This is a genomic window from Parviterribacter multiflagellatus, from assembly GCF_056863265.1.
Genome location: NZ_JBXPIZ010000001.1, coordinates 717094 through 729697, shown reverse-complemented (window position 1 = coordinate 729697; position 12604 = coordinate 717094). Strand labels below are relative to the sequence as shown.

Here is a 12604-nt window from a genome sequence, read left to right as displayed (position 1 = left end):
TGACTCACTCAGCACCTCCGCCCAGCGTGGCTGCAAGCGATGCGGCGACGAGGAGGAGCACGGCGGGGACGAGCAGCAGCGCGACCACGAGCTGGATCTTCGGCGCCGCCTTCGCAGCGTGGTCGCGGACGGCGCGGGCGCGCTGGGCGCGCGCGTCGGCGGCGATGCCCGCCAGCGCCGGGCCGAGTGGGGCGCCGTGGGACGCCGCCCGGGCGAAGGCGGTCTCGAGCTGCTTCGTACCGGAGGTCGGCACGCGGCGGGCGAACGTGCGCAGCGCCTCCTCCTGCGGGACGCCGAGCGCGATGCGGGCGGCGGCGGTGCGCAGCTCCGCGGCGACGAGGCCCGGATGGCGGCGGCCGACCTCGGCCACCGCGCGGCCAGGTGCCAGGCCCGCGTCGATCGCGACGCGCAGCAACTCGGCGACGTCCGCCAGCTCCAGCTCGGCGCGCTGAACGCGGGTGCGGGCGCGGCGGCGCAGGACGACGTCCGGGGCGAGGAAGCCCGCGGCGGGCGCGGCGGCCAGGAGCGCCAGGCCGAGGCGGCCGGGCGCGAGCTGGGCGGTCAGGAGCGCGGTGGCGAGCGTGGCGACGGCGGCCCCGCCCTTGAGCGCCATGAGGTCGGCGACCGTCGTGCGCGGCGGGGCGCCGGCGGCGTCGAGGAGCGCGGCGAGGTCGGGCGGCGCGGGGCCGCGGCGCAGCGGCCGGCCGGCGCGCGCGAGCAGGGCGACGACGGCCTGCGTGCGGCGCGCGGCGCGGGCGGCGCGGTGGCGACGGCGGTCGGCGAGCGCCTCGGCCAGGCCGGCGACGGCGAACACCAGGCAGCCGGCGGCGAGGGCCGCGAGCGCGGGGATCACCGGGTGATCCTCCGGACGCACACGACCGCCGCGATCTGCAGCACGACGGACGCGCCGACGAGGACGCCGGTCAGCGGCGCGGCGAGCAGACCGGCGAAGAAGCCGGGCGCGGCGAGCTCGGCCAGCACGGCCGCGGCCACCGGGAGCCCGGCCACCAGCCACGCGGTGAACCGGGCCTGCGCCGTGGCGGAGCGGGCGTCGGCCTCCGCGCGCCGTGCCTCGTCGAGCCGGGCGGCGAGGTCGCGCAGGAGGCCGGCGAGGTCCCCACCCGCCTCCGCCTGAAGGAGGATCGCGGCGGAGAGCGTGTCCCACGCCTGGTCCCGCGCTCGCGCGCGCACACGTGCGAGGACCGCGGGCGTCGGCTCCCCCAGCTCCAGGTGACGGGCGGCGCGGCGCAGCTCGTCGCCGGCGGCACCGTCGAGCGACGCCGCGGCGGCGAGCGCCCCGCGCACCGAGTGGCCGCCGGCGAGCGCGTCGGCGATGGCGCGGGCGGCGGCGGGCGCGCCGCGGGCGACCTCCGCGCGACGGCGGCGCTCGCGCAGGGCGAGCAACTGGCGGACCGCGAGCGGGCCGGCCAGCCCGGCGGCCATGCCCGCGACCGGTCCGGCCGCGAAGAAGCCCGACGCGCCGAGCGTGGCGGCGCCGACGAGCGCCAGCCGCCGTCGCTCCCCCACCGTCGGCGTCCCGGTCGCCGCGCGCAGCGGCGCGAGGACGCGGGAGACGATGGCGAGCGTCCCGCGGGCGTCGAGCAGCGCCAGCAGCTCCCACGCGGCGAGGACCGCGCAGACGCCTGCGACGAAGGCGAGCGCGCCGGCGGCGGTCACGGGGCCACGTCCTGCAGCGCCGGGTGGAGCGGCGTGCGCCAGCGCGGGCGGGCGCTGGCGTCCGCGGGCAGCGTGTAGACGGCGCGCGCGTGGGCGCTGCCGTCGTCGGCGCGGACGACCTCCGCGACGCTCACCACCGCGCGCGAGCCGTCCGCGCGGCGCGCCTGGTGGGCGACGAGGTGGATCGCGTCGGCGACCTGCGCGCGGACCGCCGCGTGCGGGAGCGCGACGTCGGCCATCAGCGCGAGCGTCTCGACCCGGCGCAGCGCCTCCGCCGCGCTCCCTGCGTGGACGGTCGAGAGCGAGCCGTCGTGGCCGGTCGACATCGCGCCGAGCATGTCGAGCGCCTCCGCGCCGCGGACCTCCCCCACGACGATGCGGTCCGGCCGCATGCGCAGCGCGTTCTTGACGAGCTGGCGGATCGTCACCTCGCCGCGGCCCTCCAGCGACGCCGGGCGCGCCTCGAGCCGGACGACGTGCGGCTGCTGGAGCTTCAGCTCGGCCGCGTCCTCGATGGTGACGATGCGCTCGGCGGCGCCGATGAAGGCCGACAGCGCGTTGAGCGTCGTCGTCTTGCCGCTGCCGGTGCCGCCGCTGACGAGCACGTTGAGCCGCTGCTCGACCGCGGTGCTGAGCAGCGTGTGGAGGAGCGGCGTCCACGAGCCGGTGGCGACCAGCTCGTCGGGGGTGAGCCCGCGGCGCCGGAAGCGGCGGATGGTGAGCGCGGGCCCGTCGAGCGCGAGCGGCGGGATCACGACGTTGACGCGCGAGCCGTCCGCCAGCCGCGCGTCGCACAGCGGCGACGCCTCGTCGACCCGCCGCCCGAGCGGCGCCAGGATGCGCTCGATCGCGTGCCGCAGGTCGGCCTCGGTCGCGAAGGCAACGTCGGTCGCCTCGATCCGCCCGGCCCGCTCGACCCACACGGGCCGCGCGCCGCTGACCATGATCTCGTCGACCGCCGGGTCGGCGAGCAGCACCTCCAGCGGCCCGAGCCCGAACGACCGCTCGGCCACCCTCCGCGCCAGCTCCGCCCGCGTCCCCGCGTCGAGCATCCCGGCCTCGCGCTCCACCAGCACGCGGATCCGCTCCGCGGCCGGCGCGTCCCGCTCTCCCCCCGCGTCCCGCACGAGCTGCTCGCGCAGCCCGGCGGCGAGGTCGTCCAATGCGTCCATGAAGCGCCGAAGGGGCGAGACCTCTCGGCCTCGCCCCCTCGGGCACTTCAGACGCTGTGGGGCCCGGTCAGCGGGGAACCGGGTGGGTCGGCGTCGGGTTCCCGGCGTCGTAGCCGACGGGCGGGGCCCAGACCTCGGTGCCGTACAGCGCCAGGTTGTAGAGCGGCCACCGCGGCTTCGGCGCATCGCCGTTCTTCTGCGGCCACGGCGCGTACGGCGCCTTGCCGATCTCCAGCGTCGTCGGGCACGTCCGCGAGTGCTGGTTCGGGAGACAGGGGTTGTAGGCGTGGACCCACAGCCCGTCGCGCAACCCGGTGTCGGCGCCGGTGGTCAGCGCGGACTGGTTGCCGCGCAGGTAGCCCTGCTCCTCGACATTCAGGAAGTCGTCGCTGTCCTGGTCGTCCAGGCCGTCCACGGACCCGCGGTTGTCGGTGTTCGGGTTCAGCCAGTCGGTGCCGTAGAACGGGCGCTCCTCGAACGCCACCTCGGTCTCGTAGACGCCGGACCACCAGTCCGGCCCGCCGAGCGAGCCACGGGTCTCGCTGAAGTTGTTGAGGAAGTCGCCGTCCTCGTCGCGCTCGCCGTCGTTGAGACAGCCGTCGAAGGCCTGCGTACCCACGTTGTCGAGCGTGTAGAGGTCGTACTCGGGCTGCGTGACGTCGGGGTAGGTCCCGGTCAGCGGGCGGTAGAACTCCGGCCGCACGCCGTTGCCGTCGAACGGCTCCGGGACGGCCATCCCTCGGCAGCCCAGTGCGGGCGACGTGTCGACGCTGGCCTGCAGACCCTCCGAGTACCAGAGCGACGTCAGCGTGCGCTTGGACGCGTCGCGGGCGATCGCGTGCTTCCACCCGGCGTGCTCGTGGTACGCGCGGAGCGAATCGCCGTCGAAGTCCCAGCCCGAGTCGGTGCCGTCGAGCGGGTTCGGGTAGTCGAGGCCGCGAACCGGGGCGGGCAGCGCGTCGCTGCACGGCGTCGGGTAGTCGCCGGTCGTGCGGCAGGAGAGCCGCTTGAGGTCGGTCGCCGACTTGTACTCCCAGCCGTCCTCGAGGCCGTCGTCGTCGGTGTCGGCGTTGGTCGCGATGGTGCCGAGCGCGTTCTCGGTCGTGTCGAGGAGCAGGTCGTTGTCGTCGTCGGGGTCGGTCGCGTCCGGCGTCCCGTCACCGTCGGTGTCCGCAGGCGGCGTGGGGACCGGGACCGGGACGTCCGTGACCGTGCCGCCTCCCCTCGTCCCGGTCGGTGCGACGACGGTCGCGGCGGGGGCGGCGGGGGGCGTGGTGCCCGCGGCGGCGGCCGGGGCGATGACCGGGGAGGCCTTGATGCTCGTGTACTTCTTGCCGAAGCGCTTGGCGAGGATGCGCAGCTGGACGCGCGAGGCGACCGGCTGGCCGTTCTTCTTGCCGAGGATGGCCGCGAGCTTGGTCGGGATGACGACGGTGAGCTTGGTCGTCGAGGTGGCGGTGGCGGTCGCGAAGACCTTGCGCTTGCTCGGGCGGTAGAAGACGACCGTCGTCTTGCCCTTCCCCGTGACGAAGCCCTTGCCGGTGACCGTGAGCGTCTCGCCGATCGTCGCCTTGAGCGGCGTGACCTTCGTGATCGACGGGTAGGTCGCGGCCGTCGCAGCGTCCGCGGGCGCCGCGAGGGCGACGAGCGCCCCGGCGGCGACGAGGGTGGTTGTGAGTCGGCGCGCAGACATGGGATCGTTCATGGCTGTCGACCGGACGCGACCGTTCTTGAGGCGCGTTGCCACCCAGGTGGACGATCAACCCACGGACCTTGTCGGGTCGGCTCGGCGGCGGTCGCCGGCAGCGCGCGGGAGGAGGCGCAGCTCGCGCGCGAAGCTCTGCGCCGCGGTGAGGAAGACCGCCTGCCGGAGCGTCACGCGCAGGCCGACCGCGACGCGCGTCTGCCCGCCGCCCTCGTCGCCCGCGGGGGCCGGCGCGGCGGTGAGGACCTCGACGTCCTGGAGCGCCAGCTCGGTCGAGCGCTCACGCGTGACGAGCACGTCGACGCGGGCGCCGGGCACGACGAGCTCGGGCGAGCCGGTGCCGACGACCTCCGCGATCCGCTCGCCGCTGCGGACGGGCGCGCCGAGGCGCGGGCTGTCGGGCGGCTCGAGCGCCGCGACCGTCACGTCCGCGCCCGCGGGGATGGCCGCGCCGGCGGTCTGACCGGCGACCTGCCTGGGATCCGCGAAGCCGCCGCGCGGCGCGAACCGGGCCGGGACGCGGCGCGTGGTGAGGCGGTCGGCGGGGATCTCCTCCCCCGCCGCCAGCGCCGAGCGTGCGACGACGACCGGGACGAGCGGCCCGACGCGCCGGTCCAGCTCGGCCTCGCGCGACGCGACGTCCGACGCGGCGAGCGCCCCGAGCAGCAGCGCGAGGCCGAGCAGCAGCAGCGAGCGGCGGCGCGGCGTCATGCGATCCGCCGCGGGTCGGCCGACGGGAGGTGCAGCGTCGGTACGCCGCCCGCGACGATCAGCCGGCCGCCGCACCCGCGGATCGCCTCTTCCGCGATCGCCAGGCCACGTCCGCGCCGGGCCGCCGGGGCGGGCCGGAAGGGGCCGCGGATGGTGCCGGCGAGGCCGGCCGTGGCGCGAGCGGGGACGGGGAACGCGCCGCGCGGCGGGAGCGCGAGGGGGCGCCGGGGCGGTGCGGCGATGCCCGGGCCCTCGTCGCGGACCGTGATGCGGACGCCGTCGGTCCCCGCGGCGACGCGCAGCTCGACCTGCCCGCGGCCGTGCTCGAACGCGTTGGCGAGGAGGTTGCCGACGGCCTGGGCGAGGCGGATCGGGTCGGCGTGGACGAGCGCGCCGGTGCTGGCCGTGACGCGCAGCGGGCCCGCGCCCTGCCACGCGAGCGCCTGCTGGGCCACGAGGACCCCGGCGTCCACGTCCTGCGGCCGGTGCGCCGCGGGGCCGCGGAGGTCCTCGAGCGCGCGGGCCGCGCGGCGGAGCTCCAGCTCGGCGGCGGCGAGGCGCGGCGCGGGGCCCTCGCGGCGGGCCAGGCTGAGCGCGAGGCCCGCGGCGTGGAGCGGGCCGGCGATCTCGTGCGCGGCCCGCGCGACCGCCTCCGCGCGCCGCCCGCCCCGCACCACGAGGATCGCGGCGACCACCCACCCGAGGGCGGCCGCGATGGCGAGCGCGGTCACGCCGCCACCGGTCCGTCGACGAGGCGGTAGCCGACGCCCCACACGTTCACCACGAACCGGTCGCCGTGCGCGCCGAGCTTCTGCCGCAGGCGGCACGCGTGGGAGTCCAGCGTGCGCGTCGTCCCGCGCGAGCGGTAGCCCCAGACGGCCCGCAGGAGCTCGTCCTTCGTCCACACGCGGGTCGGCTCGGCGGCCAGCGTGCGCAACAGCGCGAACTCCTTCTGCGAGAGCGCCACCGGCGTCCCGCGGACCAGCACGGCGCGGGCGGGCGGGTCGACCTCCAGCTCCCCCACGCGCAGCCGCCCCATCCCGGGCCGCCGCTGCGCGCGCCGCAGCAGCGCCTCCAGCCGCGCCCGCAGCTCCGGGTAGAAGAACGGCTTGCTCACGTAGTCGTCGGCCCCGCGCTCGAACCCGCGCAGCCGGTCGACCTCCGCGCCGTGGCCGCTCAGGACGATCACGGGCGTGAACGGATCCAGGCGCGACCCGATGCCGTCCGCCTCCCGCACCCGCCGCAGCAGGTCCAGGCCCGACCCGTCCGGCAGCCCGAGGTCGAGCAGCACGGCGTCGGGGAACTTGCTCTCCAGGAGCCGCAGCCCGTCGGACGCGCTGTCGGCGGTGATCACCACGAAGCCGTCCGCGCGCAGGTTCGCGGCGAGGAACGTCGTGGTCTTGGCGTCGTCCTCGACGAGGAGGACGGTCGATGGCTCGTCGGTCATGCGCGCACCGAGGGGACGCGCGGCGGACGTTCGCCCCGGTTGTCACGTAATGGACTGCCCGGTGAACCTCTTCCGACAAGGTGGCCAAGGACGTGCCGCTTGCGCGCGCATAGCGTGGCGCTCGGCCGCGGCAAGCGGTGCCCGGCCGCGAACAGGAGACCTCGCCAGATGCAGCAGATGGACTCGGCGGAGACCCCCGCCGACGTCGCCGTGCGCGAACACGACGACCGGACGGACGGGCTCGCCCCCGACATGACACGGCGGTCGTTCATCGGCCGCACCACCACGGCCGCGGCGGTCGCCGGCACGGCCGGCGCGCTCGGCTACGCGGGCAGCGCCGCGGCAGCCCCGAAGGCGCCCGCCGCCCCGCGCGCGACGAGCAGCTCGGCACGCAGCCCGCTCCCCGACGTGCGCGCCGTCATGGCCGCCGACCGCGACCTGGTCGACCACGACGTCGTCGAGCTGGCGGCGCTCCTGCAGGCGGGCGAGGTCTCGTCGGTGGAGCTGACGCAGGCCTACATCGACCGGATCAAGGAGCTCAACGGGCCGTTCGAGGTCTACGGCGACAACGGCGGCTACAACGCGTTCGTCCGCATCGACGAGGCCGGCGCGCTCGCCGAGGCGCGCGCCGCCGACGACCGGCTCGCGGCCGCTCGCGGCGGCGGCACGCCGGCCCCGTACCTCTGCGGCATCCCGATGGGCTTCAAGGACTCGATCGGGACGAAGGGCTTCCCGCAGAAGAACGGGACGGTCGCCTTCGACGGCAACGTCGCGCTGCACGACTCGACGCCGGTGGCCCGCCTCCGGGCGCAGGGCGTCGTCGCGGTCGGCATCACGATCTGCTCCGCGTTCTCGGGCGCGATCGCCGGCACGTTCGCCGGCAACGCGTGGAACAAGGACTACGTCCCGGGCGGCTCCAGCCAGGGCTCGGGCGTCGCGCCGATCGCGCGCCTGATCGCGGCGACGCTGGGCGAGGAGACCGGCGGCTCGATCATCTTCCCCGCCGCCTGCAACGGCGCGTCGGCCATCAAGCCGTCGCTCGGCCTGGGCTCGACGGCCGGCGTCATGCCGCTCTCCCCGTCGTACGACGTGATCGGCCCGATCACGCGCTCGGGCCGCGACTCGGCGCTGATCATGAACGCGATCCTCGGGCCCGACCCGATCGGCGATCCGCAGACGACGTTCGCGCCGATCCCGTTCCCCGAGATCCCGATGGTCCCGCGCATCGGCTCCAAGCCGCTCGCGGGCCTGACGTTCGGCATCAACAAGACCGACTGGCTGATCACGCCGGGAGGGACGCAGCGGTTCGTCGACCCGCAGTCGCTCTACGCGGCCGACCACGCGGCGGCGTTCGCGCGGGTGATCACCGAGCTCGAGGCGCTCGGCGCGACCGTGACGGACTTCGACGGCGTCGACTACCTCGAGATCAGCGAGGCCGAGAACCCGTACTACAACGCGTCCAACGTCGTCCTGCAGACGATCGACGGCACGAACATCACGCCGAGCGCGGCGGTCATCAACCCGAACCGCTACGACATCCGCTACATCGAGGCGGTCGAGGAGTTCGCGGCGACCCGCCCGAGCGCCCAGTCGACGCTCCTGCTCAACCAGTACGGGCGCATCCCGGGCGGCGGCAACACCGGGACGCGGACGTTCGCGGCGGCGACCGCGATCCTCTCCGGCGTGACCGCCTCGGTGCGCGCCGAGGGCGAGCGGCGGCGCCGGCTCTTCGCGGCCAACTACAAGCAGAAGATGGTCGACGCCGGCGTGGACATCATGCTCGTGATGACGCTCGGCGACAAGCCGTCGAAGCGGGCCGACCCGGGCGGCCAGCCCTTCCCGGTCCGGCGCAACAACCAGCTGGCGAACGCCCTGTCCTTCCCGATGGTCTCGTTCCCGGTGGGCTACACCTCCGACGGCATGCCGATCAACGTCGAGCTGAAGGGCCCGCGCTTCTCCGAGGGTGCCCTGACGCAGGTGATGATCGACTACCAGGCCCGCCACCCCGAGCACCACACGGCGCGCCCGGCGGACGACCCCGTCACGCGGTCCGCCACCCGGTCGGCCGCCGTCGCGAAGAACACCCAGCGCTGGGACGCCGACCCGACGCTCTCCAACGACCCCGCGGTGCATGAGGTGCGGGTCGCGTGAGGCAGCTGACCGTCGGGTGGGCGCGCGCCGAGAACGCGGCGGACATGCCGCACGACTCGGGCGTCGTCTTCCCGGAGAAGCGGCTCTCGGTCGGCTGGAAGCCGATGCTGAGCTCGAGCGTCCTGGACTGGGACGACGCGGACCTGCGCGTCACGCCCGGCGCCGGGCCGGACCGTGAGCCCGAGCCGGGCCCCGCGCCCACGCCCGAGCCCGGCCCCGCCCCGGCGCCCGAGAGCCCGAAGCCGGGCGTCAAGCTCCTGCCGCCCGACGTCACCGTCGCGGCGCGGCGGACGATGTCGCTGTTCCGCCAGAACGGCCTCATCGTCGACATCCGCACTCCGGCGGACGCCGAGGTCCGGGCGGTGCTGATGGCGTCGGTGACGCAGCGCAAGGGCAACCGTCTGATCGGGCCCGTGCGGCGCAAGCTGACGCGGACCAAGGCGGCCTCCACGAAGGCCAACAAGCGCGTCCGGATCGTGCTCCCCATCTCCAACGACGGGCGCCGCGCGATCAAGGACTACGACCGCCTGAAGGCGACGCTGCAGGTCGTCACGACCTACCGGGGCGGCACCAAGCTCTCCTCCGAGAAGGCGGTGCTGCTCGTCGACCGCCCGGTGACCGCGAAGGCCGAGAAGCGGAGCAAGAAGGGCAAGAAGTAGACGGATCTCCGACGGTTCGGGCGGCGCCGAGGGGCGTCGCCCGCCGCGGCGCTGAAAGATCTGTTTCAGGCCGTGAGTTGATGAAGGAACCGCACCTAAGATGCCGACGCCCCGGGCAAGGGGCACCTAGGCCTCTGGGGCAAGAGGCATCTTCTCATGGACCACACCACACGACGCGGCAACTACGACTCCGGCGAGGACTTCGTCCTCGAGTACGGCGAGCTCCGCTTCACCTTCAACGAGCAGGACTTCAGCGAGCGCTGCGAGCAGGCGGCGCGCAAGCTGGGCTTCGTGCGCGCACCACTCGCCGACCACGAGCGCGAGGACCTCGTCAACCTGGCCGTCAACGGCGAGATCGCCGAGCCGGCCTCCGGCCTGGGCGAGCACGTCAACGACTGCTGGCCGGACCTCGTCGGCCCCGCCGACCGGAGCCTCGTGCACTGGCTGCGCCGCCTCGTCTTCCGCTCGGCGTGGCTCGACCAGCGCGTGAAGGAGGGCGAGCTGTCGATCGCGTTCGACGAGCGCACCCTCCAGTTCACGTACGTCCAGCCGGACCGCGGCGACGAGGCGATCCAGCTCGCGCCGGAGCCGAGCTGGAGCCGCGTCGCCTACGCCCGCGTCTAGCGGTCGAGCGCCGAGGCGCGCGCCTGCGCGATCGCGTCGGCGCCCGCCTCGCCCACGAGCAGCTCCGGCTTGACCGTGCCTGAGGCGACCAGGTCGACCGGCGGGAAGCGGCGGATGCTCGTCTCGACGACGTTGAGCGCGAGGACCGTCGTCTCGCCGCCGAAGGGCGCGTCGGCGGTCGCGACGATGGTCAGCGAGCCGCCGTCGACGATGTTGCGCGCGGCCGCGAGCAGGCGGCGCGCCGCCGGCGGGTGCACGTAGGAGAGCGTGTCCACCAGGACGACCGCGTCCCCGCCGCGCGCGGCGATGCGCTTGGCCGTCTCGATCACGCGCTCGACCGCCTGGGCCTGCGCGTCCGGCGAGGCCGCCAGCGTGGTGACCGAGGCCGGCTCGACGCCCGCCTCCTTCCAGTCCGCGACCTCCTCCGGGCGGACACCCGCGAGCACGACGCTCAGCTCGATGCCCTCGACGTCCTTGAGCGCGGCGGCGACGCGGCGGAGCGCCTCTGTCTTGCCCGCGCGCGGGGCGCCGGCGATCGTGGCGCGCGAGCCGCGGCCGATCGGGGTCAGCCACTCGATCGCCTTCAGCGTCGCGTCCTCCGAGCCGAACGTGAAGCGCTCGGTCGGGAACGTCGCCGGCAGGTCCTCGAACGGCGTGCCCTCGGCCACCTCGTCGGCGCTGCGGCCGTTGATGGTGTCGATGCGGACCAGCGACGGGTAGCGCTCGGAGCGCCGCGGCGGGCGCATCGGGCCGGTGACGGTGTCGCCGGTCACGAGCTCGCAGCGGCGCACCTGCGCGGCGGAGATGTAGACGTCGTCGTCGGACGGCTCCGGCGGGCTGATGCGCAGGAAGCCCGAGCCGTTGCCGAGCAGCTCGACCGTGCCCTCGACCTGCTTGTCCTCGCCGGCCTCGTCCTCGTCGCCGTTGTCGTCGCGGTCGCGGTCCCGATCGCGCTCGCGGCCCCGGCCGCCGCGGCGGCCGCGGCGCGAGCGCGGGCGCTCGTCCTCGTCGGTGTCCTCGTCCTCGTCGTCGGAGCCGGCGTCCTCGTCGGTGGTGCCTTCCTCCTCCTCGGCGACGGCGGCCTTGCGACGGCCGCGGCCCCCGCGACGGCCGCGGCGCGAGCGCGGCTTCTCGTCGTCGTCGGCCTCGTCGTCCTCCTCCTCGGCGACGGCGTCGACCGTCTCCTCGTCGGCGGCCTCGACCTCCTCGACCTCCTCGGCCTCCTCGGCCTTGGGCTTGCGGCGCGAGCGGCGGGGCTTGGGCGCGGGCGCGTCGTCCTCGGACGGCACGCCGGTGTCCTCGCCCGACTGGTGGGCCAGGATCGCGTCGACCAGCTCGGCCTTGCGCAGACGGCGGAAGCCGTCGATGCCGAGCTCGCGGGCGATGACGTGCAGGTCGGCGAGCGGGCTCGACTCGAGCGCCTCGCGGGTCAGGACGGCCATGGGATGAAGCTCTCCTTGTGGGGATTCGGTGGGCGCCCGGCGTCGCGTCGATGCAGCGGCCGGCGACTCCCTCTTGCGGGGCGGAAGGTAGCGCACGCCCCGGCGGACGTGCGGTCAGCCGTGTCGGCCGGAGGGCGGCTCGTGGCGGATCGCATCGGTCAGCGCGAGCGTCGCGGAGACCTCCCGCTCGCCGCGCAGGACCGCTCGTACGGCCAGGAAGTCGTGAGCCGCGGCGACGTCGTGCACGCGCGCGATGTGGGCGCCGTGGTCGAACCCCTCGGCCAGCGCGGCGAGCGTCCCGGCCCCGCGCGCGGCGGGCGCGCGGCCGGTCACCGCGCCGATGAAGTCCTTGCGCGACACGGCGAGCAGGATCGGCCGGCCCAGCTCCGCGAGCACGTCGAGCCGGCGGAGCACCGCGATCGTCTGCGCCGGGGTCTTGGCGAAGTCGGGGCCGGGGTCGAGCACGATCTGGTCGGGCGTCACGCCGCGCTCGAGCGCCAGCTCCATCCGCTCGCGCAGGAAGCCCGCGACGTCCGCCACCACGTCGTCGTAGGCGTCGGGGTCCTGCAGCCGCTGCTTGGGCGCCGCGCGGGTGTGCATGAGCACCAGGCCCGCGCCGGTGCGGGCGCAGACGTCGGCCAGGGCCGGGTCGCGCAGGCCGCTGACGTCGTTGACGATCGCCGCGCCCGCCGCGACCGCGGCCTCGGCCACCGCCGGCTTGTAGGTGTCGACGGAGACGAGCGCGCCCAGCTCGCCCGCGACGCGCTCGATCAGCGGCGCGACGCGGTCGATCTCCTCCTGCACGGCGGTCTCGGGGCGCCCGGTGATGCCCGACTCGCCGCCGATGTCGATGAGGTCGGCGCCGGCGTCGAGCAGCTCCTGGGCCCGCGCCACCTTCGCGTCGAGGCCGGCGTAGCGGCCCGCGTCGCTGAACGAGTCGTCGTTGGCGTTGACGACGCCCATCAGCCACGGGCGGGTCAGCTCGTACGTCCGGCTGCCCGCCCGGAGCTGCACGG

General features: G+C 75.5%; 12 protein-coding genes. 3 read left to right on the top strand and 9 right to left on the bottom strand.

Annotated features, from left to right (window positions below; all coding sequences use genetic code 11):
• Window positions 1-4 precede the first annotated feature (4 nt).
• From AC1UE5_RS03310 to AC1UE5_RS03280, 7 genes are all read right to left on the bottom strand, one after another.
• Window positions 5-853, bottom strand: a complete 849-nt coding sequence (locus AC1UE5_RS03310; protein WP_482920634.1) for a type II secretion system F family protein — start codon at window positions 851-853, stop codon at window positions 5-7.
• Window positions 850-1677, bottom strand: a complete 828-nt coding sequence (locus AC1UE5_RS03305) for a type II secretion system F family protein (protein ID WP_482920633.1) — start codon at window positions 1675-1677, stop codon at window positions 850-852. Before AC1UE5_RS03305 ends, AC1UE5_RS03310 begins: the two co-directional genes overlap by 4 nt.
• Entirely contained in the window at window positions 1674-2849 is a 1176-nt protein-coding gene (locus AC1UE5_RS03300; protein ID WP_482920632.1) for a TadA family conjugal transfer-associated ATPase, read from the bottom strand. The genes AC1UE5_RS03305 and AC1UE5_RS03300 overlap by 4 nt, the downstream gene beginning before the upstream one ends.
• A gap of 67 nt (window positions 2850-2916) precedes the next feature.
• Complete coding sequence (locus tag AC1UE5_RS03295) at window positions 2917-4542, bottom strand: hypothetical protein (RefSeq protein WP_482920631.1); 1626 nt, start codon at window positions 4540-4542, stop codon at window positions 2917-2919.
• Between the two features lie 66 nt (window positions 4543-4608).
• Window positions 4609-5265 (bottom strand): Flp pilus assembly protein CpaB, encoded by a 657-nt coding sequence (gene cpaB, locus AC1UE5_RS03290; RefSeq protein WP_482920630.1) that lies wholly within the window; start codon window positions 5263-5265, stop codon window positions 4609-4611.
• Window positions 5262-5996, bottom strand: a complete 735-nt coding sequence (locus AC1UE5_RS03285) for a sensor histidine kinase (RefSeq protein WP_482920629.1) — start codon at window positions 5994-5996, stop codon at window positions 5262-5264. Before AC1UE5_RS03285 ends, cpaB begins: the two co-directional genes overlap by 4 nt.
• Complete coding sequence (locus tag AC1UE5_RS03280; protein ID WP_482920628.1) at window positions 5993-6712, bottom strand: response regulator transcription factor; 720 nt, start codon at window positions 6710-6712, stop codon at window positions 5993-5995. The genes AC1UE5_RS03285 and AC1UE5_RS03280 overlap by 4 nt, the downstream gene beginning before the upstream one ends.
• A 168-nt stretch (window positions 6713-6880) precedes the next feature.
• Between AC1UE5_RS03280 and AC1UE5_RS03275 the strand changes: the two genes are divergently transcribed.
• The 3 genes from AC1UE5_RS03275 (at window position 6881) to AC1UE5_RS03265 (ending at window position 10146) form a co-directional block, all read left to right on the top strand.
• Window positions 6881-8863 carry an amidase gene (locus AC1UE5_RS03275; protein WP_482920627.1) on the top strand — a complete coding sequence of 661 codons (1983 nt, stop codon included), beginning with the start codon at window positions 6881-6883 and terminating at the stop codon, window positions 8861-8863.
• The gene (locus AC1UE5_RS03270) at window positions 8860-9522 is read left to right on the top strand and encodes a hypothetical protein (RefSeq protein WP_482920626.1); all 663 of its coding nucleotides are present in this window, start codon (window positions 8860-8862) and stop codon (window positions 9520-9522) included. The genes AC1UE5_RS03275 and AC1UE5_RS03270 overlap by 4 nt, the downstream gene beginning before the upstream one ends.
• A 156-nt stretch (window positions 9523-9678) precedes the next feature.
• Window positions 9679-10146 (top strand): hypothetical protein, encoded by a 468-nt coding sequence (locus tag AC1UE5_RS03265; RefSeq protein WP_482920625.1) that lies wholly within the window; start codon window positions 9679-9681, stop codon window positions 10144-10146.
• Here AC1UE5_RS03265 and AC1UE5_RS03260 read toward each other — a convergent pair.
• Window positions 10143-11588, bottom strand: a complete 1446-nt coding sequence (locus AC1UE5_RS03260) for a Rho termination factor N-terminal domain-containing protein (RefSeq protein WP_482920624.1) — start codon at window positions 11586-11588, stop codon at window positions 10143-10145. The two genes, AC1UE5_RS03265 and AC1UE5_RS03260, sit on opposite strands and share 4 nt — an antisense overlap.
• Before the next feature lie 114 nt (window positions 11589-11702).
• Window positions 11703-12602 carry a dihydropteroate synthase gene (gene folP / locus AC1UE5_RS03255; protein ID WP_482920623.1) on the bottom strand — a complete coding sequence of 300 codons (900 nt, stop codon included), beginning with the start codon at window positions 12600-12602 and terminating at the stop codon, window positions 11703-11705.
• Window positions 12603-12604: the final 2 nt, after the last annotated feature.

Excerpts from the sequence above, each read along its gene's own strand:
- AC1UE5_RS03260 (WP_482920624.1), bottom strand. The coding sequence starts at position 11,588 with ATGGCCGTCCTGACCCGCGAGGCGCTCGAGTCGAGCCCGCTCGCCGAC.
- AC1UE5_RS03275 (WP_482920627.1), top strand. The coding sequence starts at position 6,881 with ATGCAGCAGATGGACTCGGCGGAGACCCCCGCCGACGTCGCCGTGCGC.
- cpaB (WP_482920630.1), bottom strand. The coding sequence starts at position 5,265 with ATGACGCCGCGCCGCCGCTCGCTGCTGCTGCTCGGCCTCGCGCTGCTG.
- AC1UE5_RS03265 (WP_482920625.1), top strand. The coding sequence starts at position 9,679 with ATGGACCACACCACACGACGCGGCAACTACGACTCCGGCGAGGACTTC.
- AC1UE5_RS03295 (WP_482920631.1), bottom strand. The coding sequence starts at position 4,542 with ATGTCTGCGCGCCGACTCACAACCACCCTCGTCGCCGCCGGGGCGCTC.
- AC1UE5_RS03280 (WP_482920628.1), bottom strand. The coding sequence starts at position 6,712 with ATGACCGACGAGCCATCGACCGTCCTCCTCGTCGAGGACGACGCCAAG.
- AC1UE5_RS03300 (WP_482920632.1), bottom strand. The coding sequence starts at position 2,849 with ATGGACGCATTGGACGACCTCGCCGCCGGGCTGCGCGAGCAGCTCGTG.